This window comes from Streptomyces sp. NPDC046716 (assembly GCF_040645755.1).
In the GTDB taxonomy this organism is placed as follows: Bacteria; Actinomycetota; Actinomycetes; order Streptomycetales; family Streptomycetaceae; genus Streptomyces.
In genome coordinates this window covers 15083-37662 of the sequence record NZ_JBEYYU010000045.1, presented here as the reverse complement: position 1 = coordinate 37662, position 22580 = coordinate 15083, and the positions used below count along the sequence as shown (strand labels likewise).

The following is a 22580-nucleotide window of genomic DNA, read 5'->3' as shown; positions in this document are numbered from 1 at the left end:
CCGGGTCTCAGTCACGGCCGTACGTCTCCTCTGCCTTCCAGAAGTAGATGAACCCGCCGACGCCGGCGAGCAGCGCCCAGCCGAGGGCGAAGGCCCAGACGTGGGGCGGAAGGTTGTCCGCGGTGAAGCTGTCGATCAGGGCGAAGCGCATCAGGTCGATGTAGACGGCGACCGGATTGAGCTGCACGGCCTGCTGGACGGCCACCGGAAGGTCGGTCTTCGGCAGCTTGTCGCTGAGGCTGAACATCACGCCGGACAGGTACATCCACACGCGCAGGATGAACGGCATCAGCTGGTTGAGGTCGGGGGTGCGGGCGCCGAGCCGCGCCATGACCAGGGCCAGGCCCGCGTTGAAGACCGACTGCAGGGCCAGGGCGGGCAGCACCAGGATCCAGGAGGGGCCGGGCGGCACGCCGAAGGCGAGCAGGATCACGATCAGCGCGACCATCGAGAACAGCAGCTGCTGGAGCTGCTGGAGGCAGTACGACAGCGGCAGCGAGGCGCGCGGGAAGTGCAGGGCGCGCACCAGGCCCATGCTCCCGGAGATCGCCTTCACCCCGGACATCACCGAGCTCTGCGTGTACGTCCAGATGAACACCCCGGTCACCAGGAACGGGATGTAGTCCGGGACGCCTCTGGAGGTCTTCAGGATGACGCCGAAGATGAAGTAGTAGACGGCGGCGTTGAGGAGCGGGGTCAGCACCTGCCAGAGCTGGCCCAGGCTCGACTTGCTGTACTGCGCGGTCAGCTTGGCGGTGGCGAAGGCGGTGATGAAGTGCCGCCGCGCCCACAGCTGCCGCACGTACGCGGACAGCGTGGGGCGGGCGCCGCTGACGCTCAGGCCGTATCTGGCGGCGAGGGCCGCGGCGTCCTCGGTGGCGGCGGCCGGGGGCGCCGGCGTGGGAGGTGTGTCCCTGGGAGGCGTGTCCAGAACCTGACTCACGTCCGCTGCTTCCTTCGATGGCTTCGGTGAATGGAGGACGACGGGCGTTCACCTCCCGTTTACGTCGGGACGGGTCCGTATCGTCGTCACGTGATGGCGATGACGATAGGGCGGATCTACGTCGGAACGCAACCGTTTCGTCGTTACGCCTCTATGCTTTGCCATATGACGACCAACGCCGACCCCGCCCATGACAAGGCCAAGCCGACGCGTCGCCGGGCCCCGGCCGGGGCCGCCGTCCTGCGCGAGGACGTGACGGACGCCATCCGCGCCGCCGTCTTCGAGGAGCTGGCCTCCGCCGGCTACGCCCGGATGTCCATCGAGGGCATCGCGCGCCGCGCCGGGGTCGGCAAGACGGCCGTCTACCGCCGCTGGCGCTCCAAGCTGCACCTCGTCCTCGACCTGGTCTCCGCGATAGCGGTGCAGGGCCTGCCCGCGCCCGACACCGGCTCCCTCCAGGAGGACCTGCTGCTCCTCTACAAGGTCACGTCGCGCGCGCTGCGCCACCCCGTGGCCGGCCAGATCATCCCCGACCTCCAGGCGGAGGCGGCCCGCAACCCCGAGATCGCCGAGGCGATGCAGAAGGCGCTGCGCGAGGGCCAGCACGGGGTGGCGAGCGGGATCGTGCGGGCCGCCGTGGACCGGGGCGAGCTGCGCGAGGGCCTCGACGAGGAGCTGGCGCTCGACCTGATCTCGGGCCCGCTGTACTGGCGCTCGGTGGTGGTGCGCACGCCCGAGCTGCCCAAGGGGCATCTGAAGCGGCTCGCGGCGGCCACCGCGGCGGGGCTCAAGGCGCTGTGAGGCACGGCGGTTCACGCCGAGCAGGATCCCGGCCGAAGTTTCATGAAAGGTAAGGGCGGCACACAGCCCGGGTAAAAGTTCGCCCGGCACAGTCCTCGTCATGGGAACTGTGAAAACCGGGATACGGCGCAGGGCGCGCCTGCTGAAGGAGGCGCTGAGCGCGCCGGCATCGAGGGCGACGGAGCCGGTGACTCCGCCGGCCGGCGGCCGGCGGCCGCCCAAGCGGACGGTCCCCCTGGAGGTGGCGGTGCCGCCCGCGCCGCGCCTGGTGGAGAGCCCGGTCTTCGTCCTGACCCCGGTCCGCGCGGGCTCCACCCTGCTGCGGATGCTGCTCAACAGCCACTCCCGCGTCCGCGCCCCGCACGAGCTGCACCTGCGCAGCGTCGAGGTGGACCTCGCCCCCGACTTCTCGGGCCGGGCGCTGCGCGCCCTCGACCTGGACAAGGCCGAGCTGGAACACGTCCTGTGGGACCGGGTGCTCCACCTGGAGCTGGAGCGCTCCGGCAAGGACGTCGTCGTCGACAAGACCCCCGGCAACGTCTGGGCCTGGCAGCGTCTGGAGCACGCCTGGCCGCGGGCCCGCTTCCTCTTCCTCCAGCGCCACCCGCGGGCGATCATCGACTCGCTCGACGGCCGCAGGGGCAACACGGCGACGACGGCGGAGAACGAGCGCAACGTCCTGAAGTACCTCGGCCCCCTCGAAGAGGCCCGCCGCCGTCTCGACCCGGCGCTCACCCACACGGTCCGCTACGAGGAGCTGACCGCCGACCCGGCCGCCGTCACCCGGTCCGTCACCGACTGGCTCGGCCTGGACTGGGAGCCCGGCATGCTCGACTACGGCTCCCACGCCGACGAGCACGGCCCGCTGCTGCCGAACCTCGGCGACCGCAGCGACAAGATCCTCTCCGGCCGCGTCCAGCCCGCGCCCGTGCCGCCCGGCCTCGACGGGCTGTCGCCGCGGGTGCGGGAGGTGGCGGAGACCTGGGGGTACGGGGGCCCGCTCGCAGCGTAGCGGTTGTCCGCATCGCGGGACCGTCTCCGCCCGCTGCCCCAAATGGGCTAAATGTCCATTACGCTCCATCCCTATGCGTGTGACGACCGACACCGAGGCCAGCGCCACGCCCTGGCTGACCGGAGCGCTGCCCCGGCTGCGCGGCCTCGAACCCACCAGGAACTACGGCTACGCCGGTGAGCTGCTGCACGACGACGGCCGCGCCGACATGGAGGCCTACGGCGCCCGCGTCGCCGATCTCGCCATCCGGCTCGGGGACGCCCTGCTGTCGTACGGCGGTTCGGCGGAGGAGGCCGTCGCCGGGATGCTGGTGACCGCCGAGACGTTCGGGCTCAGTTACTGCGAGCCGGGTGTCACCCTCTCCGAGGTGGTGCTGTCCGGCTACGCGCCCGGAGAGCTCACCCCGCTCCACGCCCGCCGGGTGATCCGCAGATACGGCACCGACTACCGCGCCCTGGGCCGCGTGCACCGGCTCGTCGACCGGATCGGCGCGCGGGAACTCACCCTGGACGAGGCGCGGGCCGAGACCGCGCGGATCCTCGACGCGCCGCCGGGCGGCGGGCGGTGGGCGCGGTGGCGGGTGCCGGTGCAGACCGGGTTCGTCGCCGCCGGCGCGGCCGTCGTCTTCGGGGGCGGGCCGCGGTCGCTGCTCTGCGCGTTCGTCGCCGGGCTTCTCGGGGGGCTGCTGTGCGGCTGGCTCGGGCGGCACGGGGTGCCCGCGTTCTACCGGTTCGCCGTGGCCGCCATGCCGGCCGCCGTCATGGCGCTCGCCGTGAGCCGGATCGCGCCGCCGTCCGTCGTGCCGGCCGTCGTCGTCGCCGGGGTGCTCGGGCTGCTGCCCACGGTGACGTTCGTCAGCGCCGTGCAGGACGCGCTCACCGGGCACTATCTGACCGCGCTCGGGCGGTTCTGCGACGCCGCGCTGATCTTCGCCGCCGTGGTCACCGGGGTGGTGATCGTGCTGGGGGTCGGGGATCTGCTCGGGTTCGGGGTGCCGTTGGTGCCGGCCGTCAGCGTGGGCCGGGCCGGACATCTCGGGGCGCCGGTGGCCGGGGTCGTGGTGTTCGCGGTCGCGGTGGCGGCCCGTGCGCGGACGCCCCGGCGGGACTGGTTGCCGGCCGCCGTGCTCGGGGTGATCGGGTTCGTGGTGTCCGTCGAGTTCCGGGTGCTGGGGTTGTCGGCGCTGGTCGGTACGGCGTTGGTGGCGGCCGGGGTGGGGTGTGCCGGGCACTGGGTGGCTCGGCGGCGGCGGGAGTCGGCGTTGCCGTTGGTCGTCCCGGCGATCGCTCCGCTGTTGCCGGGTGGGGTGCTGTACGGGGCGCTGGGGGCGCTGGCCTCCGGGCGGACCATCGTGGGGCTCGGGGGGATGGTCAATGTGGCGGCTGTGACGTTGGCGTTGGCTGTGGGGGTGGGGTTGAGCGGTGAAGTGGGGCAACTGGTTCGCCGGGTGCGGGCTGCCGGGTTCGGGTGAGTGTGTCGTCTCCGGGTCCGTGGGGGCTGGCCGCGCCCCTGGGTGGTTCTTCGTGTGCGGCCCGGTGGCCGCTTCTCGCGCAGTTCCCCGCGCCCCTGAGATGCGCACTTCGCGCGCCATCTCATCGAGAGAGGCGCGGCGGAGCCGCAGCCTCCGGGGGAAGGCTGCGCGCAGCGCATGCCTTCAGGGGCGCGGGGAACTGCGCGACCAGCCACGACGAGAGCCGCGCGTGGGGGTTGCGCGGGATGGGGGCACCGGTGCGTAGAGGGGAGGCGGAGCTCGTCGCGGGTTACGGCGAGTGGGGCCAGCCCGCCCAGGCCGAGGCGATCATTTCGGGGACGTCGTGCTTGGCCGACCAGCCCAGTTCGGCGGTGACGCGGGCAGCGGATGCGACCACGCGGGGCGGATCGCCCGGGCGGCGGGAGAGGACGGTCGCCGGGACGTCCAGGCCCGTTTCACGGACGATGGCGTCGATCATCTCGCGCACCGAAACACCCACCCCGCGCCCGATGTTGAGCGTGAGATCGGTGCCCGGCGCCGCCCCGGCGAGCCGCTGCGCGGCGGCGACATGGGCCTCGGCCAGATCGGCGACGTGGATGTAGTCACGGACACAGGTGCCGTCCGGCGTCGGATAGTCGGCGCCGAAGATGCGCGGAGCGTCCCCGGCGGTCAGCCGCTCGAAGACCATCGGCACGATGTTGAAGACCCCGGTGTCGGCCAGCGCGGGCGAGGCGGCGCCCGCCACGTTGAAGTAGCGCAGGGACGCGGTGGCGAGCCCGGTGGCCCGGCCCGTCGCCCGCACCAGCCACTCACCGGCCAGCTTCGTCTCGCCGTACGGGGACATCGGCGCGCAGGGCGTGTCCTCGGTGACGAAGCCGCCGGTCAGCGAGGCGTCGTCCGGCATCCCGTACACGGCGGCCGAGGAGGAGAACACGAACGCGCGGACCCCGGCCGAGGTCACCGCGTCGAGCAGCACCCGCAGCCCCTCGACGTTCTCCCGGTAGTAGTGCAGCGGCCGCGCCACCGACTCACCGACCTGCTTCTTGGCCGCGAGATGGACGACACCGGTGACGGACCGGCCGGCGAGGGTGCGCTCCAGCAGCGCCCGGTCCAGGGTGGAGCCGACCACCAGCTCGACGCCGGCCGGCACCCGGCCGGCGATGCCCGTGGACAGGTCGTCGTAGACGAGCGCCTGTTCGCCCGCCGCGCGCAGCGCGCGCACCACGTGCGCCCCGATGTAGCCGGCCCCGCCGGTGATCAGCCAGGTCATGTCGGAGAGATCCCCTCGTGCAGAGAAGCAGGCGGAACGCCTTGCGGTCAGTGAAGCAGGCGCCGTGCCCTGCGCCCCACCACCGACACCACCCCGCGCAGCCCCGGCGCCGTGCGCAGGGCGAGGGCGCCGGAGTGGGTGGCGTACGGCTGGGCGAGCAGCACGCCGTGGCGGCGGCTCGGGACGGCTGCGCGGCGCAGCAGCCCCGGCCCCCGGACGGCGTGGGCGGTGGTGTCGCGGTGGCTGCCGTCGGCGAAGTGCAGCCGGAGCCGGATGTCCCAGGTGCCGGGCCGGCCCAGCGCGGAGAGGTCGAGCAGGACCGTCGCCGCCCACTGCGCGTCGGGCAGCGCGGTGACGGCGGCGGTGCGGCGCTGGACGACGCCGCCGCGCTGCCGGTCGACGAGTTCCACGTCCATCGTGCGCGGTCCGGCGTCGGCGACCCGCCCGTACAGCTCGTGTATGCGCAGGGAGAGGCGGGTGCCGCGGGGGCTCGGCCGCAGCTCGCCCTCGACGGCGACCGGGAGCAGATGGACCGGCCGGTGCAGCAGATGGCCGAGCGTGACCTGCGGCAGCTCCGCGGACCAGGCGGGGGTGCCGTCGGGCGCGTACGCGTACGGCGGCAGGAGACGGGCCGGGCGGGCGGCGAGTTCCTTGACGCGGGGCAGGTCGCGCGGCTCCTCGGTGGCCTCGACGACCCGGCCGACGACGCGGCCCGGCGCGGGCGCCAGCTCGAAGTCGGCCGTGTCGAAGGTCTTCAGGTACGTGCGGGTCCTGGTCCACCACTCGGTGCGGTACTCGGGTCCGCGCAGATCGAGTTCACGCGCGTACATGCGCAGCGAGTGGTCGAGGAAGTGGGCCCGCGCCGCGCGCGCGAGCCGCTTCTGCTCCGCGCCGAGGAGGATGTCGACGGCCGTGCGGTGGGCGTCGAGCCGGGCCTGCCAGTTGTCGATGCGGGCCCGGTCGAGGGAGAGGGAGAGCCGGTCGGCGGTGCGGCGCACGTGCCACACGTAGACCGGGTCGGGGATCAGGGCCATGCGCGGCCCGGCGGCCAGCACCCGCGCGGTGAACACGAAGTCCTCGTAGACGAAGCGTCCGTCGGGGAAGCGGATGCCGTTGCCGCGCAGAAAGTCCGTCCGGTACAGCTTGTTGACGCACAGCGTGTCGTGGACCAGGCGTCTGCGGCGCGCGGGGTGCTCGACGACGGCCGGCCGCGCGTACAGCTCCGGCTGCCAGGGCACCTCGCGCCCGGACGGCAGTTCGCGCCGCACGCACAGCCCGGCGGTCACCTCGGCGCCGTGCCGCTCCGCCGCGCCGACGAGCGCGGCCGCCGCGCCCGGCGGCAGTGCGTCGTCGCTGTCGAGGAACATCACGTACGGGCGGGTGACGCGGGCGAGTCCGTCGTTGCGCGGGGTGCCGCAGCCGCCGCTGTTGTGCTCGCGGTGCACGACCGTCAGCCGGGGCTCCCGGGCGGCCAGTTCGTCGAGGAGGGCGCCGCTGCCGTCCGTCGAGCAGTCGTCCACCGCGACGACCTCGGCCACGGCGGGCCCTTGGGCGAGGGCCGAGCGCACCGCGTCGGTGACATGGGCGGCGTCGTCGAATCCGATCACGACGACCGAGACGGCCGGAGATGGCGAGATTTCCACGGCTGAATCTTAGGTGTTGTTGGTAAATGTCCGGTAAGCCGGAAGTTTTACTCTTCCGTTCCTTTTCGAAGGGAACGGAAGGAGAGGAGAACCGCTCCGACGAGCAGGGCGTTGCGCGCCGCCGTCACCGCGCAGCCCGTCCAGGTCCCGGCGAGCACGTCCGCGTAGAGCACCGGGTACGCGAGCGAACTGAGCCCCGCCGCGGCGAGGATCAGCGGGGCCACCCGGGCCTGCGTGGTGTACCGGGAGGTGAGGCAGACGGCGGTGAGCCCGAGCAGCCAGACCAGGTACTGCGGGCTGATGACGCGACTGGTGACGGTGAACATCAGCACCGCGCACAGGGCGGCGTCGTACGGCGTCGCCTCCGACCACGCGCGGGCCCGCGTCCGCCACCACAGCAGCACCGCGAACGCCACGACGGTGAGCGCCAGCGCGGCCGCCGCGACCAGTTCCACGTGCGGCCCGACGACCTCGAACGCCCCGTACCGGTACCGGACCCGGCCCGGCCACCCGAAGTGACGCGCGATCATCAGCGCGGTCCCGCCCAGCGACTCGATCTGGACACCGCGCCCGCTCTGCCCGCTCAGGAACGACAGCGGCGCGTCGAAGGCGAACGTCAGGACGAGCAGCAGCGCGGCCCCCGACACGACGGCCGCCGTCCACGCCTCCCGCGCCGAGCGCCCCCGTTCCGTGCCCAGCAGGGTCAGCGCCGGCCAGACCTTCACCAGGGTGCCGAGCGCCGCGAGGACGCCCGCGGTGCGCGGTGAGCGGCCCGTCATCAGCAGGGCGAGCACGGCGAGCGCCGTGACCTGGACGTCGAAGCGGGCCAGCGGGATGTGCAGGAGCAGCGGCAGCCCCGCCACCCACAGCCACGCGCCGCGCGGCTCCCGGCCGCCGCGCGCCAGGACGTACGTGATGAGCGCGTCCGCGACGAGGGTGAGCGCCACGAAGGCGTGGACGTAACCGAGCCGGGGGAGCAGTCCCGGCGCGAGCAGCACCGGGCCCGCGCCCGGCGGGTACTGCCAGAGCGGGTCGCCGGAGGGGAACGCGCCCCGGGCGAGGATCCCGTACCAGTGGGTGTAGAGCCCGGACACCTCCCGGGTCACACCGCCGGTGCCGAGCCCGTCCCACAGGAGGAGCAGGACCATCGCGGCGCGGGTGGCCAGCCAGACGGCGGGGAGGGCGGCGCGGGCCAGCGGGCCCGGGCGGACCCAGGTGGCGAAGACGGGGGCCGGGATGCTCGGCCGGGTGTCGAGAGTCACGGTTCGGGAGCGTATGTCCCGCCCGGAAGATCCCTAAATGTCCGCGCCGTCCGCTGCGTGCGCGTCACCCAGGGTCTGGATGTCCGCGCCGTCCAGCGCCTCGGTCAGACGGTTGAGCCGCGCCCTCAGGTCGTCCAGCTCGGCCAGGTCGAACCCGGTGGCCGCCCCGATCGCCCGCGGCACCTCGGCCGCCCGCTCCTTCAGGGTGACGCCCGCCCCGGTGAGCGTCACGACCACCGACCGCTCGTCGCGCGCGCTGCGCTCCCGGCGCACCAGGCCGTTCGTCTCCAGGCGCTTGAGCAGCGGCGACAGGGTCCCCGAGTCGAGGCGCAGCCGCTCGCCGAGCCGCTTGACGGGCAGGCCCGCGCCGTCGGCCTCCCAGAGCGCGAGCATCACCAGGTACTGCGGATAGGTGAGGCCCAGGTCCTTGAGGAGGACGCGGTAGACGCCGCCGAACGCGCGCGACGCGGCGTTCAGGGAGAAGCAGATCTGCCGGTCGAGGCGGAGGTACTCGTCGCGCTGGGTCATGGCTCCAGGGTAATCCCTCAGGCGATTTAGTTGTGCACAATTGAATTGCGTGCTCTACTTGGGGACGTAAGAAGGCGGGCGCAGGAAACCGCCGGACGCATCAGCTCTCGAAGGGCAGGCCCCTCATGGACGCCATCTACACCGCTGTCGCCACCGCCACCCACGGCCGCGACGGCCGCGCCGTCTCCTCGGACGGCGTCATCGACCTCCAGCTCGGCATCCCCACCGCGATGGGCGGCAACGGCCAGGGGTCGAACCCGGAGCAGCTCTTCGCCGCCGGTTACGCCGCCTGCTTCGGCAGCGCGCTCGGCCTGGTCGGCCGCAGCGCCAAGGTGGACGTCACCGACGCCGCCGTCACCGCCGAGGTCTCCATCGGCAAGCAGGGCGAGGGCTTCGGCCTCGCGGTCGTGCTCCGCGTGGAGCTGCCGGACGACGTGGACGCCGAGACCGGCCGCAAGCTGGTCGAGCAGGCCCACCAGGTCTGCCCGTACTCGAACGCGACGCGCGGCAACATCGACGTGCAGCTCGTCGTCGAGTAGTCGGCGGGGCCCGCTCGCGTAGGAACGGGTGACGTTGTGCGGCACATGCCCCACTATCGCCGGTATTAGTCGGTCTGTCGTACAGGCTCGGCACATGTCGCTGATCACGCACCCCGGGCCGGCGCGCGCCCGGGCCCTGGCCGTCGCCGTCCCCGGTGCCGTGGCCCTCGTCCTCGGACTGTGGGGGCTCGACCGGGGGACGATGTGGCGGGACGAGGCGGCCACCGTCATGGCCGCGTCCCGCTCGCTGCCGCAGCTGTGGCAGCTGCTGGGCACGATCGACGCCGTGCACGGCGTCTACTACCTGCTCATGCACTTCCTGCTGCCGCTGCACCCGGGCGAGGTGCTGCTCCGGCTGCCGTCGGTGTGCGGCGCCGCCGCGGCGGCCTGCCTGGTCGCCGCGATCGGCACCCGCCTGGTCCGCCCCCGCACCGGACTGTGGGCCGGACTGCTGTACGCCGTCGCGCCGTTCACCCAGTACTACGCGCAGGAGGGCCGCTCCTACGCGCTGGTCGCCGCCGGTGCCGCGGCCGCGACGCTGCTGTGCGTCCGGGCGGTGCGCGCACCGACGGGCCGGGCCTGGGCCGCGTACGCGGCGGCCGTCGCCTGCACCGCCTGGCTGCACGAGTTCGCGGTGCTCGTGCTCCCCGCGCACGCCGTGACCCTGGCCGTGAGCCGGGTGCCCCGGCGCGTGTGGCGCGGCTGGGGCGCGGCCGCCGCGGCGGCCGCCGTCTCGCTGCTGCCCCTGGTCCTGGTGACCCGGGGGCAGAGCGCCCAGGTCGGCTGGATCCGGCGGCCCGGCCGCGCCGACGCCGAGGCGCTGCTGCGGATGGCCACCGGTGGGCACGGGCTGCTGTACGCGGCGACCCTCGCCCTGGTCGCGGTCGCCGTCTCCCGCCCGCCGGCCCGTGCCGCGAAAGGGGCCTGCGGCATCGTCGCGACCGCGCTGCCGCTGGCGCTGCTGCCACCGCTGACCCTGCTGGCGCTCTCCCAGTGGCACCCGCTGTACGCGCCGCGCTACGCGTTCTTCGCCTTCGCCGGGGTGCCGCTCCTGGTGGCGGCCGGCGCGGAGGCGCTGGTGTCCCGGGTGCCGCGCCTGGCCCCCGCCGCGACCGCCCCGGCCCTCGCCGGGCTCGGCCTGATCGCGGTCGCCTTCCTCGCCCAGCTCCCGCTCCAGGAGCACCAGCGCTCGGTCCACGCCCGCCGCGACGACCTCGGCTCGGTCGCCCGCATGCTGTCGCGCCAACTGAAGCCCGGCGACCCGCTGTTGTACGTCCCGAAGACCGGCCGCAAGTACGCCGAGGCCTACCCGGTCTCCGTCTCCGGCACCCGGGACGTGTCCCTGCTGGCCTCCGGCGCCCGCTCCGGAACCCTCTACGGCCGCGACGTCCCCGCCGCCGAACTGCGCGCCCGAATGGCCTGTCTGCCCCGGCTGTGGGTCTACTTCGACGCCGAGGCCGCCCGCCCGGGCTGGCGCTCGCGCACCTCCGCCGACGCCGCCAAACTCGACGTGCTGCGGCAGGACTTCAGGCCCGTGCGCCAGGACCGGCGGCAGAGCGGCATGGTGCGGCTGTACGAGCGGGTGGGCGGCGCCGCGCCGGGCTGTCCGGCGGCTCAGGACGCCTCCGCAGGACCCCGGAAGTCGCCTTATCCGACACTTCAGCCGATGGGGTGATTGCGTAAAGGGCCGGAAAACTCCGGTCGTCCTGAAGGAGTTGACCTCGCGCCGAGTTGTCATCTCCGGACGGAGTGTTGCCAGTGATGTCAGTGATGTCCACAAGGGGGGCTCCCGAACCGATCCCGCCCGCGCGCCCCGTCATCGGGGACGCCGAGATCGAGGCGGCCGTACGCGTCCTGCGCACCGGCCGTGTCGTCCAGGGGCCCGAAGTGGCCGCGTTCGAGGAGGAGTTCTCCGAGATCGTCGAGGGGCGGGCCTGCGTCGCGGTCAACTCCGGCACCTCCGCACTCCAGTTGACCCTCCTCGCGCTCGGCGTCGGCGGCGGCGACGAGGTGATCGTCCCCTCCTTCTCCTTCGCCGCGACCGCCAACGCCGTCCGCCTGGTCGGGGCCGAACCCGTCTTCGCCGACATCGACCCGCGCACGTACTGCGTGGACCCGGACGCGGTCGCCGCGCTGGTCGGCCCGCGCACGGCGGCGATCATGCCGGTCCACCTCTACGGGCACCCCGCCGCGATGGACCGCCTGACCCCGATCGCCGAGCGGCACGGCCTCGCCCTCGTCGAGGACGCCTGCCAGGCGCACGGCGCGACCCTGCACGCCCGCCCGGCCGGGGCGCACGGCGTCGCGGGCTGCTTCAGCTTCTACCCGACCAAGAACATGCACGCGCTCGAAGGCGGCATGATCACCACGTCCGACGCCGAACTCGCCCGCACCCTGCGGCTGTTGCGCAACCAGGGCATGGAGCAGCCCTACGTCAACGAGATCGTCGGCGCCAACATGCGGATGACGGACGTGAACGCCGCCGTCGGGCGCGTCCAGCTCGGCCGGCTCGCGGAGTGGACCGAGCGGCGCCGCGCCAACGCCAAGCGGCTCGACGCGCTGATCACGGCCGACGCGGTGACCACGCCGTACGTCGCCGACGGGGCCCGGCACGTGTACCACCAGTACACGCTGCGGGTGCCGGAGCGGGACCGCTTCAAGGCGGAACTGGCCGCGCGGGGCGTGGGCAGCGCCGCCTACTATCCGACGCCCATCCACCGCCTCGCCCCCTTCAGCACCGGCGACCGGCTGCCCGAGACGGACCGGGCGGCCGCCGAGGTGCTGTCGCTGCCGGTCCACCCGACGGTCACGGACTCCGAGATCGAGCGGATCGCGGCCGCCGTCGACGACGTCGCCGGGAGCCTGTGATGGGCGCCGCCCGGCTGCGCGCCGGACTCGTCGGCCTCGGCGCCATGGGCCGCAACCACGCCCGCGTCCTCGGCCTCCTCGGCGGCGTCGACCTCGTCGGCGTGGCGGACCCGGCGGGCGGCACCCTCGCCGACGGCACCCCGGTCGTGCCAACCCTCGGCGAACTCCTCGCGCTGCGCCCTGACTACGCCGTCGTCGCCTGCCCGACCGCCCTGCACGAAGAGGTCGGGATGACCCTCGCCGCGCACGGCGTGTGCGCCCTGATCGAGAAGCCCCTCGCCCACTCGGTGGTCGCCGCTCGCCGCCTCGTCGACGCGTTCGAGGCGCAGGGCCTGGTCGCGGGCGTCGGGCACATCGAGCGCTTCAACCCGGCCCTGCGGAGCCTGCGCTCGCGTCTGGAGGCCGGCGAACTCGGCGAGGTCTTCCAGGTCGTCACCCGCCGCCAGGGCCCCTTCCCGCACCGCATCGCCGACGTCGGCGTGGTGAAGGACCTGGCCACGCACGACATCGACCTCACCGGCTGGGTGACGGGACAGGAGTACGCGTCGGTGTCCGCCCGCACCCTCAGCAAGAGCGGCCGCGAGCACGAGGACATGGTCACCGTCACCGGCGACCTCACCGACGGCACCCTCGTCAGCCACCTCGTCAACTGGCTCAGCCCCCTCAAGGAGCGCTTCACGGCGGTGACGGGGGAGCGGGGCTGCTTCGTCGCGGACACCCTCACGGCCGACCTGACCTACTACGCCAACGGCGCCGTCACCACCGAGTGGGAGGCGCTCCGCGCGTTCCGCGGGGTCAGCGAGGGCGACATGATCCGCTACGCGACGCCCAAGCGGGAGCCGCTGCTCGTGGAGCACGAGCAGTTCCGCGACGCGGTCGCCGGTGGCGACTCGTCCGGGATCGTCACGTTGCGGGAGGGGCTGCGGACGGTTTCGGTCGCGGCGGCCGTTCTGGAGTCGGCCCGGGAGCGGGGGTCTGTGCGGTTGCCTGCGGCGCGTCGGGGGGTGGCGGGGGCGTGATCGGGGCCGTCGCCGTCGCCGGGGCCGGGCGCGGTTGTCGTTCGGCTGCGGGGCGGTGGGGCTTCTCGCGCAGTTCCCCGCGCCCCTGAGGCATGCGCTGCGCGCAGCCTCCCCCCTGAGGCGGGCGCTGTGCGCTGCCTCCCCCCTGAGGCGGGCGCTGTGCGCTGCCTCCCCCCTGAGGCGTGCGCTGCGTGCTGTCTCTCCTTTGGTGTGCTCCACATGGGTGAGGGCACGTGCCCGGTTCGGTGGATGGTCGTTGCCCGGACGGAGGCGGGGCGGCCCGTCACCCGTGGGCGCTTTCCGCGGCCCCGCCCCAGCGAGGAAGCAAGGACTGAGCGTGCGACACGACACGGCCCCCGAACCGGCCGGGCTCCCCGAGAGCGGCGGCCGCCGCGTGGTGATGCTCGTCGACAACGCCGTCGACGGAGACTCCCGCGTACAGAAGGCGGCCCGCTCCATGGCCGACGCGGGCTGGCAGGTGACCCTGCTGGGGCAGTCGCCGGACCGCAGACCCCGGCACTGGACGCTCGGCGACGCCGAGGTGAGGCTGCTGCCCCTCGAACGCCGGCTGGGCCGTCGCCGCCACGAGTTCCGCCGCTCCTGCCTGCGCCATCCGCTGGCCTACCGGCCGGGCGGCATCGCGGCCTACCGCGAACGGCAGGCCGACGCCTGGCGCGCCGACCTGCTGGTGCGCAGGGAGACCGAGGGACGCGGCCTCTTCCTGCGCCGGCTCGCCGCGAAGCTGCTGGTGCGCTGGACCCGGCTGCGGCGCGGCCAGCTCAAGCGCGCGCAGGAGCGCCGCAAGCACCTCGACACCCTCGGCGACCGGATGTGGACCGCCGCCGTGCGCGCGGTGATGCGCGAGCGCAGCTGGCGACGGCTCGAACCGTACCTGTGGGACTACGAGTTCGCGTTCGGCCCCGAGATCGACCGGCTGCGCCCCGACCTCATCCACGCCAACGACTTCCGGATGATCGGCGTCGGCGCCCGCGCGGCCGCCCGCGCCCGGAGCCGGGGACGCACCGTCAAACTGGTGTGGGACGCCCACGAGTACCTGCCCGGCATCAAGCCCCGTGCGCAGCACCACCGTTGGCTGCCCGCGCACTGCGCCCACGAGCGGGAGTACGCCGCCCGCGCCGACGCGGTCGTCACCGTCTCCGCGAGCCTGGCCGAGCTGCTCCGCCGGGACCACGGGCTCCCCGAGCTCCCGGCCGTCGTCCTCAACGCCCCGGGCGGCGAGGGCCCCGTCGAGACGGCGGCCGAGCCCGCGCCCGATCTGCGGGCCCTGTGCGGGATCGGCGCGGACGTCCCGCTGATCGTCTACAGCGGCGCCGCGGCGGAACAGCGCGGACTGCGCACGGTGATCGAGGCGCTGCCCGAACTGCCCGGCGTGCACGCGGCGTTCGTGGTGCTCGCGCCCCGGTGCGCGTACATGAAGGGACTGCTCGCCCGGGCCGCCGAGCTGGACGTGGCGGACCGCGTCCATGTGCTGCCCTACGTCCCGCACTGGCAGGTCGTCGGCTTCCTGTCCGGCGCGGACGTCGGCCTCATCCCGATCCACCACTGGCCCAACCACGAACTGGCCCTCATCACCAAGTTCATGGAGTACGCGCACGCCCGCCTGCCCATCGTCGTCAGCGATGTGCGCACCATGGCCGACAAGGTCCGCGAGACCGGGCAGGGCGAGGTGTTCCGCGCCGAGGACACCGGCGACTTCGTGCGCGCGGTGCGCGAAACCCTCGCGGCGCCGGACCGCTACCGCGCCGCGTACGACACCCCGGGCCTGCTGGACGCCTGGACCTGGCAGGCGCAGGCCCAGGTTCTCGACGGCGTGTACCGGAGCCTGCTGTGCGCCGAGGTGCCGGAACCGGCCGCCGCGCCCACCTCCCCGATCGGAGTCAACTAGTCATGCGTATCTGTGTAGTGGCCCTCGGCAAGATCGGCCTTCCGCTGGCCGTCCAGTTCGCGTCCAAGGGCCACGAGGTCCTCGGCACGGACGTCGACGAGCGCGTCGTGACCCTCGTGAACGACGGGGTGGAGCCCTTCCCCGGCGAGCACGAACTCGACGTACGCCTGAAGAAGGCGGTGGCCGACGGCAGGCTGAGCGCCACGACGGACACGGCGTCGGCCGTCGCGGTCTCCGAGGCCGTCGTCCTCGTCGTCCCGCTGTACGTCGACGCCGACGGCACCCCCGACTTCGACTGGATGGACGCCGCGACCCGCGACGTCGCCAAGGGACTGCGGCCCGGCACCCTCGTCAGCTACGAGACGACGCTCCCGGTCGGCACGACCCGCACCCGCTGGGCGGCGATGCTGGAGGAGATCTCGGGGCTGCGCGCGGGCCGCGACTTCAGCCTGGTGTTCAGCCCCGAACGGGTCCTGACCGGTCGGGTGTTCAGCGATCTGCGGCGCTACCCGAAGCTGGTGGGCGGCGTCGACGTGGCCTCGGCCCGCGCGGGCGTCGAGTTCTACGAGTCGGTCCTCGACTTCGACGTACGCGACGACCTGCCCCGCGCCAACGGCGTCTGGGACCTGGGCTCGGCCGAGGCCGCGGAGCTGGCCAAGCTGGCCGAGACGACGTACCGCGACGTGAACATCGGCCTGGCCAACCAGTTCGCGCGGTTCGCGGACAGTGCCGGGATCGACGTCCTGAAGGTCATCGAGGCCTGCAACTCCCAGCCGTACAGCCACATCCACCAGCCGGGCATCGCGGTCGGCGGGCACTGCATCCCCGTCTATCCGCGGATGTACCTGTGGAACGACCCCGGCGCGAGCGTCGTCGCGGCCGCGCGCGAGGCCAACGCCGCGATGCCCGGGTACGCCGTCACCCGGCTCGCCGAGGCGTACGGCGACCTGGCGGGCGCCGAGGTCCTGGTGCTCGGCGCCGCCTACCGGGGCGGCGTCAAGGAGACCGCCTTCTCAGGGGTGTTCGGCGTGGTCGGCGCGCTCCGCTCGGCCGGGGCCGTTCCCTGCGTCAGCGACCCGCTGTACTCCGAAGAGGAACTGGCCGCCCTCGGCCTCACCCCGTACGCGGGCCAGGAGGTGACGGCCGTCGTCGTCCAGGCGGACCACGCCGAGTACCGGGAGACGGGCGTCGCCGACCTCCCCGGCGTCCGGGTCCTGGTCGACGGCCGCCGGATCACCGACCCGGCCCGCTGGCCCGGCGTCCGGCGCATCGTGCTGGGCGCCCCGGCCCCCGCGTAGCGGTCAGTCGCCGAGGGCGAGCCGCACGCCGAACGCGGCGATCACCGTCCCGGTCACCCGGTCCAGGACGCGCCGGGCCCGGGGCCGCGCCAGCCAGCCGCGCAGCACCCGGGCACAGGCGATGAGCACGGTCGCCCAGAGCAGGCCGAGGGCGACGTGCACACCGGCCAGGGCGAGCCCCATGACGAAGTGGTTGGCGTCCGCCGGGACGAACTGCGGCAGCATCGCGACGTAGAAGGCGCCCATCTTCGGGTTGAGGATGTTGGTCAGCGTGCCCTGGCGCCAGCCGGAGCGCAGGGAGTCCGCGCCCGCCGCGGCGCCGGACTCCGCGCCCCGCGGCGCCGGGCGCCCCCGGAACGTGGCGTACAGCATCCGCGCACCCATCCAGACCAGGTACGCGGCGCCGGCCCAGCGCAGGATCTCGTAGGCGAGGTGGGAGGCGGTCAGCAGGGCCGTCACGCCGAGGGCGCTCAGCGCGCCCCACAGCAGGGTGCCGGTCTGGATGCCGAGGACGACGCCCCAGGCGCGCCTGCGACGGCCGAGGGCCGAGGTGCGCAGAATCAGCGCGGTGTCGAGTCCGGGGGTGAGTGTGAGGAGCCCCACGACCAGGGCGAACGACCAGAGTGCGGTGGTTATTGCCATGGACGTTCAGCGTACGTGACGCTTCTCAGGCCTCGGTGAGGCGGCCCTGGGCGGGCTCCTCGTAGCGGGCGCCGGTGCGCGGGCACTGCCAGGTGCCGGGCGCGACCTCGTCGAGCCGCTCCCCGGCCCGCCCCACCCAGCCGATCCACCGCGCCGGGACGCCCGCCACGAGCGCGAAGTCCGGGACGTCGCGGGTCACGACCGCGCCCGCCGCGACCATCGCCCAGCGGCCGATCCGGACCGGCGCCACGCACACCGAGCGCGCCCCCAGCGACGCGCCCTCCGCCACCGTCACCCCGACCGGTTCCCAGTCGGCGGCGCCCTTCGCGCGGCCGTGCGGATCGACGGCGCGGGGGTTGTGGTCGTTGGTGAGGACCACGGCGGGCCCGACGAACACGCCGTCGGCCAGGGTCGCCGGCTCGTACACCAGGGCGTAGTTCTGGATCTTCACGTTCGAGCCGACGGAGACGCCCGTCCCGAGGTACGCGCCGCGGCCCACCACGCAGTCCTCGCCGAGCCGCGCGCCCTCGCGGATCTGCGCCAACTCCCAGACCCGGGTGCCGGATCCGAGGGTCGCGGAGTCGTGCACCTGGGCGCCGTCGGCGATGCGGACAGAGGTGCTGGGAACGTTCGTGGTCGTCATGGACTGTGCAACGAGTGACGTGCACGGTCGTTTGCACCACATGCAGAACATTCCCGGCCGCGCGCCGGATGTCACGGCCCCCCAGGACGGCCCTGACATCCCGGACGTCAGTGTCGTCGTCGCCGTCTACAACACGATGCCGTACCTCACCCGGTGCCTGACCTCGCTCGTCGAGCAGACCATCGGGACGGAACGCATCGAGATCGTGGCCGTGGACGACGGGTCGACCGACGGCAGCGGCGCGGAACTCGAACGGTTCGCCCGGCTCCACCCCGGCGTCCTCACCGTCGTCCACCAGGCGAACTCGGGCGGCCCCGCGGCCCCCAGCAACCGGGCGCTCGACCTCGCGCGCGGCCGGTACGTGATCTTCGTCGGGGCCGACGACCACCTCGGCCCCGAGGCCCTGGAGCGCATGGTGGCCGCCGCCGACCGGCTCGGCTCCGACATCGTGCTCGGCCGGATGGTCGGCGTGAACGGCCGCTGGGTGTCGCAGGCGGTGTACGGCGAGAGCCGCGACGACGTGACGCTGTACGAGTCCGCGCTGCCCTGGGCGCTGTCCAACACCAAGCTGTTCCGGCGGCGGTCGATCGAGGAGCACGGGCTGCGCTTCGCCGAGGACCTGCCGGTCCTGAGCGACCAGCCGTTCACCCTGGAGGCCTGCTTCCGGGCCGGGCGGATCACCGTGCTCGCCGACTACGACTACTACTTCGCGGTGCGCCGCGACGACGAGACCAACGCCACCGTCTCCTTCCGCGCCCTGGACCGGCTGACCGGCACCCGGCGGCTGTTCGAGCTGACCCGGCGCATGTCCGAGCCCGGCCGCGGCCGCGAGTGGATCCACCAGCGCCACTTCACCTGGGAGGTGGCGCGGCTGATCAGCCCCGAGTTCCTGGACCTCGGCGCCGACGAGCAGCGGCAGGTGTGCGACGGGGTCGGCACGCTGCACCGCGAGTACGCGAGCCCGTACGCCCTGAAGAAGCTGTCCGCCCAGCAGCGGCTGCTGCTGAGACTCGCGGAGAAGGGCCATCTCGACGCCCTGAAGGACGTGTTGCGCTGCGCGGCCGGGGGCGGGCCGCCGGTCGTCGTCGACGACGAGCGGGCCTACGCGGGCTACCCGTGCTTCCGCGACCCCGGACTCGCCCTGCCGGACGCCTGGTTCGACATCACCAAGAACACCCGCACCCGGTTCGCGGAGCAGGAGTTCACCCCGGCCGAGACCCGGCTGACCGGGACCGGCCTGGAGATCGTGGCCCACAGCTCGCTCGCCGACCTCGCGGACTTCGGCGCGGGCACGGTACGCGCCGAGACCGCCCTGGAGCGGTCCGGCGAGCGGGTGGTGAAGTCCTACGACGCGGTGGTCGCCGCCGACGGCGAGGGCAGCGTCGTCCGGTTCACACTGCCGCTGAGCGAGCTGTTCCCGCACAAGGGCGCGCCCTGGGAGCGGTGGAGCGTGCGCCTGGTCGCGAGCGCGCTCGGCGAGAGCCCGCGGGTGCCGGTCGCGCCGCTGCCCACGGAGGCCCGGGTGCCCCGGCCGCGCCGGCACCGGATGCGGCCCTACGGCGTCGGGGTCGCCACCCCCGGGGCGAGCGAGCTGCGGATCACCGTGCGCCAGCTTCCGGTGCGCGAGCTGCTGCGGGCACGGTCCTGATCACCCGGGTGGTCTAGCACAAGTGACCGAACCGGCGCTGCGGTGTTGGGCAGTGGATGAAGATCTTGCTGCGCCCTCCCACGGCGACCGCTCTGACCGCGTGGACGGCCCTGGTCCGCCCGTCCTCCCCCCGGGTGCCCGCCGCCCGCCGGCCCGGTGCCCCGCCGGGCCGCGGGCCCGCGCGCTGGGCCGTCCCCGCCGCCGTCCTCGCCGGCACCGCGCTGGTCGGTCTGCGGGCCGCCTCGCTCGGCCAGTGGATCGTCGACGACGCCGCCGTCACCTTCGCCTACGTCCGCAGCGTCGGTGAGGGCCTCGGCCCGGTCCAGCAGGCCGGGTCCGCGCCCGTCGAGGGGTACTCCAACCCGGCATGGCTGCTGCTCCTGCTCATCGGCCGCGCCCTGCGCCTCTTCGACCGGGGCGGCTGGGCGGGCGTGAGCGACCTCGCGCTCTTCCCCAAGGCGCTCGCCCTCGCCTGCGTCGCGGGCACCCTCGCCTGCGTCGCGGGTGTGGCCCGCGCGGCACTCCCGCGCCGCGCCTGGCTCGTGGTCCTCGGCACGGGGGCGCTGCTCGCCGCCAACTTCTCCTACGTGGTGTGGTGCTTCTCCGGTCTGGAGAACTCCCTGTACGGGCTGTGCGCCGCCGCGCTCGCCCTGGTCCTCGTGCGGGGCAGCGGGCTCAAGGGCGCCTGCGCCGCCGCCGGGATCACCCTGCTCGCCGCGCTCACCCGCCCCGACGGCGCCGTCCTCGCCGCCGCCTACCCGGTGGCCGTCCTGCTGCTGCGCCGCCCGCGCGCGCTGCGCCTCGCCGCCCTCAACTGCGCGCTGTTCGGCGCCGGTTACGGGGCCTTCCTGCTGTGGCGGCGCTGGATCTTCGGGCTGTGGGTGCCCAACACGGCCGTCGCCAAGGCCCAGCAGCCGCCGGAACTCGCCGACCTGGCGAAGGTGGGGGAGCTGATCGGGTACGCGGGCTGGGCGCTCGTCCTCGTCGGCGCGGGCTGCGCCGGGCTCGTCCTCGGCCGGCCCGGTCCCGCCCGCCGGGTCCTCGCCCTGCTGTGCCTGCCGCTCACGCTCGCCCTCCTCGCGTACGGGTCGCTCGCGCCGGACTGGATGCCGCTCTACCGGTTCGCCACCCCGGTGTGGGTGCTCGGCTCGTCCGTCGCCGCGCTCGCCGTCACCGCCGCCTGCGACACCGCGCGGGTGCGCGCCAGGGCCCTGGCCGCCTGCGCGCTCGGCGGGGCGCTCACCCTGTCGCTGGCCGGACAGGACGTCCGGGACAAGGAGTTCACCGCCGAGCCGACCCTGTCCATGTGCTGGGTCGCCGACCGCTACGGCCGCCTCTTCGACTCCTACGCCGACCGGCTCGGCCTGCCCCGCGACGCCACCGCCGCCCTTCCCGACCTCGGCGGCACCCTCCTCACCAGCCGGCTGAAGGTCGTCGACGTCGCCGGGCTCACCGACCGGCGGATCGCCAACGCGTACGCCGCCCACGACAGGGCCGCCCTCACCGGCTATCTGCTGAACGAGGTGCGCCCCGAACTCCTGCACGTCCACGCGGCCTGGCCGGGCCGGTCCGGGCTGACCGCCGAGCGGCTGACCGACGCCGGATACGTACGGCTGTACCGCGAGGAGAACGGCGGCGACTGGGTCCGCGCCACCGCCGTCCCCGGCGGCATCGCGCGCATCGACGCCGTACGCGCCTGGGCCGAGCCCCGCGTCGACCGCATGCGGCACGCCAAGCACCACCTGCGCGGCGAACTCGGCGACTGCGGCGCCCGTCTCGTGCCGGGACAGGCCGCCCGGGCCGCCGTCGCGGAGGTCCCGCCGCCGAGGCCCGGCCCGCCCGGCCGGCTCGTGCCCGCGCGGCCCATCCCGCTGGCCCCGCCGCACGCCCCGGCCGCGCCCGCGCCCGCCTCCGTGCGGGAGGCGTGATGACCAGCGCCCTCCTCCCGCAGCAGCCCGCGCTGCGGCCGCGCTCCACCGTGCCGCGCGCCGACCGGCTCGACTCGCTCACCGGGCTGCGCTTCCTCGCCGCGCTCGCCGTGTTCACCCACCACTTCACCGGCGCGAGCCCGGCCGGCGGCGTCGCCCACACCCCGGCCCTCTTCCCGTACTCGACGATGGGCGTCAACGGCGTCGGGTTCTTCTTCGTGCTCTCCGGGTTCCTGCTGGCCTGGGGACACCGCTCGGGAACACCGGCCCGGACCTTCTACTGGCGGCGCGCGGGCCGGGTCCTGCCGCTGCACCTCGCCGCCACGATCCCCTGCATCTGGGTGTTCCACCTGTGGGGCGGGGTGCCCTGGGACCTGCCCAGCTTCCTCGCCTCGCTGGTACTCGTGCAGACCTGGTTCCCCGGCGTCGTCCCGATGTTCCCGGGCAACGGCGTGTCCTGGACGCTCAGCGTCGAGGCATTCTTCTACCTGCTGTTCCCGTTCGTGATCCGCGGCGCCTACCGGCTGCGCACCCGCACCCTGTTCGCCCTGTGCGCCGCCGGTCTCCTCGCCATGTGGGGCGTCGGGTTCTGGGCCGCGACGCACCTCTCGCCGTTCCTCGCCGAGTGGGTCATGCGGCTTCCGGTGGCGCGGCTGCCGGAGTTCGCGCTCGGCACGAGCCTGGCGCTCGCGGTGGGGCGCGGGCTGCGGATCCCGGTGCGGCCCGGCCCGCTGACCGCCGCCTTCGCCGCGTACACGATCGTCTATGCCCACCGCGGCGACTGGTTCGGTCCGGGCGTCGTCCAGCAACTCGACTGCTCCGTGCGGCCGTTGGTCGCCCTGTTCTCGGGGCTGCTGATCGTCGCGTGCGTGCGGCGCGAGCGCGACGGGGTGCGGGGCTGGCTGTGCGGGCCGGTGATGGTGCGGCTCGGCGCCTGGTCCTACGCCTTCTATCTGCTGCACCAGACCGTGAACCGGTTCGTCCTCGACCACTGGGGGCGCGCGGCACCGGGCGACCAGAACGTGCTCACGCTCATCGGGGTCGCCACCCTCGTCGTCGGCCTGTCCTGGGCCGCGTACACCTACGTCGAGGAACCCGCCCGGCGATGGTGGTACCGCCGTCAACCTACATAGAGTGACGGAGGATTGACGGATCGTGA

Annotated in this window: 19 protein-coding genes; 12 read left to right on the top strand and 7 right to left on the bottom strand. The window is 74.0% G+C overall.

What is annotated here, in order from left to right:
• Positions 1-7 precede the first annotated feature (7 nt).
• The gene (locus ABZ930_RS28830) at positions 8-943 is read right to left on the bottom strand and encodes an ABC transporter permease (RefSeq protein WP_361553831.1); all 936 of its coding nucleotides are present in this window, start codon (positions 941-943) and stop codon (positions 8-10) included.
• A gap of 165 nt (positions 944-1108) precedes the next feature.
• On the opposite strand from ABZ930_RS28830, the gene ABZ930_RS28825 reads away from it, so the two are divergent.
• From ABZ930_RS28825 to ABZ930_RS28815, 3 genes are all read left to right on the top strand, one after another.
• Positions 1109-1744: a TetR/AcrR family transcriptional regulator gene (locus ABZ930_RS28825; RefSeq protein ID WP_361553828.1), complete on the top strand. Its 636-nt coding sequence runs from the start codon at positions 1109-1111 to the stop codon at positions 1742-1744.
• Positions 1745-1844: 100 nt separating this feature from the next.
• Positions 1845-2756, top strand: coding sequence for a sulfotransferase (locus ABZ930_RS28820; protein ID WP_361553825.1), 912 nt, complete (start codon positions 1845-1847; stop codon positions 2754-2756).
• Positions 2757-2829: 73 nt separating this feature from the next.
• Positions 2830-4227, top strand: a complete 1398-nt coding sequence (locus ABZ930_RS28815; protein ID WP_361553822.1) for a threonine/serine exporter family protein — start codon at positions 2830-2832, stop codon at positions 4225-4227.
• 289 nt (positions 4228-4516) lie between these two features.
• Here the strand turns inward: ABZ930_RS28815 and galE are convergent, their stop codons facing one another.
• The 4 genes from galE to ABZ930_RS28795 are packed head-to-tail and all read right to left on the bottom strand — an operon-like array spanning position 4517 to position 8930.
• Positions 4517-5497: a UDP-glucose 4-epimerase GalE gene (gene galE, locus ABZ930_RS28810; protein ID WP_361553819.1), complete on the bottom strand. Its 981-nt coding sequence runs from the start codon at positions 5495-5497 to the stop codon at positions 4517-4519.
• 47 nt (positions 5498-5544) lie between these two features.
• Positions 5545-7134 carry a glycosyltransferase family 2 protein gene (locus ABZ930_RS28805; RefSeq protein ID WP_361553901.1) on the bottom strand — a complete coding sequence of 530 codons (1590 nt, stop codon included), beginning with the start codon at positions 7132-7134 and terminating at the stop codon, positions 5545-5547.
• 53 nt (positions 7135-7187) lie between these two features.
• Complete coding sequence (locus tag ABZ930_RS28800) at positions 7188-8402, bottom strand: glycosyltransferase family 87 protein (protein ID WP_361553817.1); 1215 nt, start codon at positions 8400-8402, stop codon at positions 7188-7190.
• Positions 8403-8435: 33 nt separating this feature from the next.
• On the bottom strand, positions 8436-8930 hold the full coding sequence (locus ABZ930_RS28795) for a MarR family transcriptional regulator (protein WP_361553814.1): 495 nt from the start codon (positions 8928-8930) through the stop codon (positions 8436-8438).
• A 125-nt stretch (positions 8931-9055) separates the two neighbouring features.
• On the opposite strand from ABZ930_RS28795, the gene ABZ930_RS28790 reads away from it, so the two are divergent.
• The 6 genes from ABZ930_RS28790 to ABZ930_RS28765 all read left to right on the top strand — a co-directional run bounded on the left by ABZ930_RS28790 (position 9056) and on the right by ABZ930_RS28765 (position 16560).
• Positions 9056-9469, top strand: a complete 414-nt coding sequence (locus ABZ930_RS28790; RefSeq protein WP_361553811.1) for an organic hydroperoxide resistance protein — start codon at positions 9056-9058, stop codon at positions 9467-9469.
• 94 nt (positions 9470-9563) lie between these two features.
• Positions 9564-11144: a glycosyltransferase family 39 protein gene (locus ABZ930_RS28785; RefSeq protein ID WP_361553808.1), complete on the top strand. Its 1581-nt coding sequence runs from the start codon at positions 9564-9566 to the stop codon at positions 11142-11144.
• An 86-nt stretch (positions 11145-11230) separates the two neighbouring features.
• Entirely contained in the window at positions 11231-12337 is a 1107-nt protein-coding gene (locus ABZ930_RS28780; protein WP_361553805.1) for a DegT/DnrJ/EryC1/StrS family aminotransferase, read from the top strand.
• Positions 12337-13356, top strand: coding sequence for a Gfo/Idh/MocA family oxidoreductase (locus ABZ930_RS28775; RefSeq protein WP_361553802.1), 1020 nt, complete (start codon positions 12337-12339; stop codon positions 13354-13356). Before ABZ930_RS28780 ends, ABZ930_RS28775 begins: the two co-directional genes overlap by 1 nt.
• 337 nt (positions 13357-13693) lie before the next feature.
• Positions 13694-15262, top strand: coding sequence for a glycosyltransferase (locus tag ABZ930_RS28770; protein ID WP_361553799.1), 1569 nt, complete (start codon positions 13694-13696; stop codon positions 15260-15262).
• A gap of 2 nt (positions 15263-15264) precedes the next feature.
• The gene (locus tag ABZ930_RS28765; RefSeq protein WP_361553796.1) at positions 15265-16560 is read left to right on the top strand and encodes a nucleotide sugar dehydrogenase; all 1296 of its coding nucleotides are present in this window, start codon (positions 15265-15267) and stop codon (positions 16558-16560) included.
• A gap of 3 nt (positions 16561-16563) precedes the next feature.
• Here ABZ930_RS28765 and ABZ930_RS28760 read toward each other — a convergent pair whose 3' ends face one another.
• Together ABZ930_RS28760 and ABZ930_RS28755 are read right to left on the bottom strand one after the other, a co-directional pair.
• Positions 16564-17202, bottom strand: a complete 639-nt coding sequence (locus ABZ930_RS28760) for a LysE family translocator (protein ID WP_361553793.1) — start codon at positions 17200-17202, stop codon at positions 16564-16566.
• A 25-nt stretch (positions 17203-17227) separates the two neighbouring features.
• Positions 17228-17845, bottom strand: a complete 618-nt coding sequence (locus tag ABZ930_RS28755; protein WP_361553790.1) for an acyltransferase — start codon at positions 17843-17845, stop codon at positions 17228-17230.
• A gap of 40 nt (positions 17846-17885) precedes the next feature.
• On the opposite strand from ABZ930_RS28755, the gene ABZ930_RS28750 reads away from it, so the two are divergent.
• From ABZ930_RS28750 to ABZ930_RS28740, 3 genes are read left to right on the top strand one after another with little or no spacing between them, the layout of a single operon-like run.
• Positions 17886-19493: a glycosyltransferase gene (locus ABZ930_RS28750; protein WP_361553787.1), complete on the top strand. Its 1608-nt coding sequence runs from the start codon at positions 17886-17888 to the stop codon at positions 19491-19493.
• 56 nt (positions 19494-19549) lie between these two features.
• Entirely contained in the window at positions 19550-21421 is a 1872-nt protein-coding gene (locus ABZ930_RS28745; protein ID WP_361553784.1) for a hypothetical protein, read from the top strand.
• Complete coding sequence (locus ABZ930_RS28740; protein WP_361553781.1) at positions 21421-22554, top strand: acyltransferase; 1134 nt, start codon at positions 21421-21423, stop codon at positions 22552-22554. The genes ABZ930_RS28745 and ABZ930_RS28740 overlap by 1 nt, the downstream gene beginning before the upstream one ends.
• Positions 22555-22580: the final 26 nt, after the last annotated feature.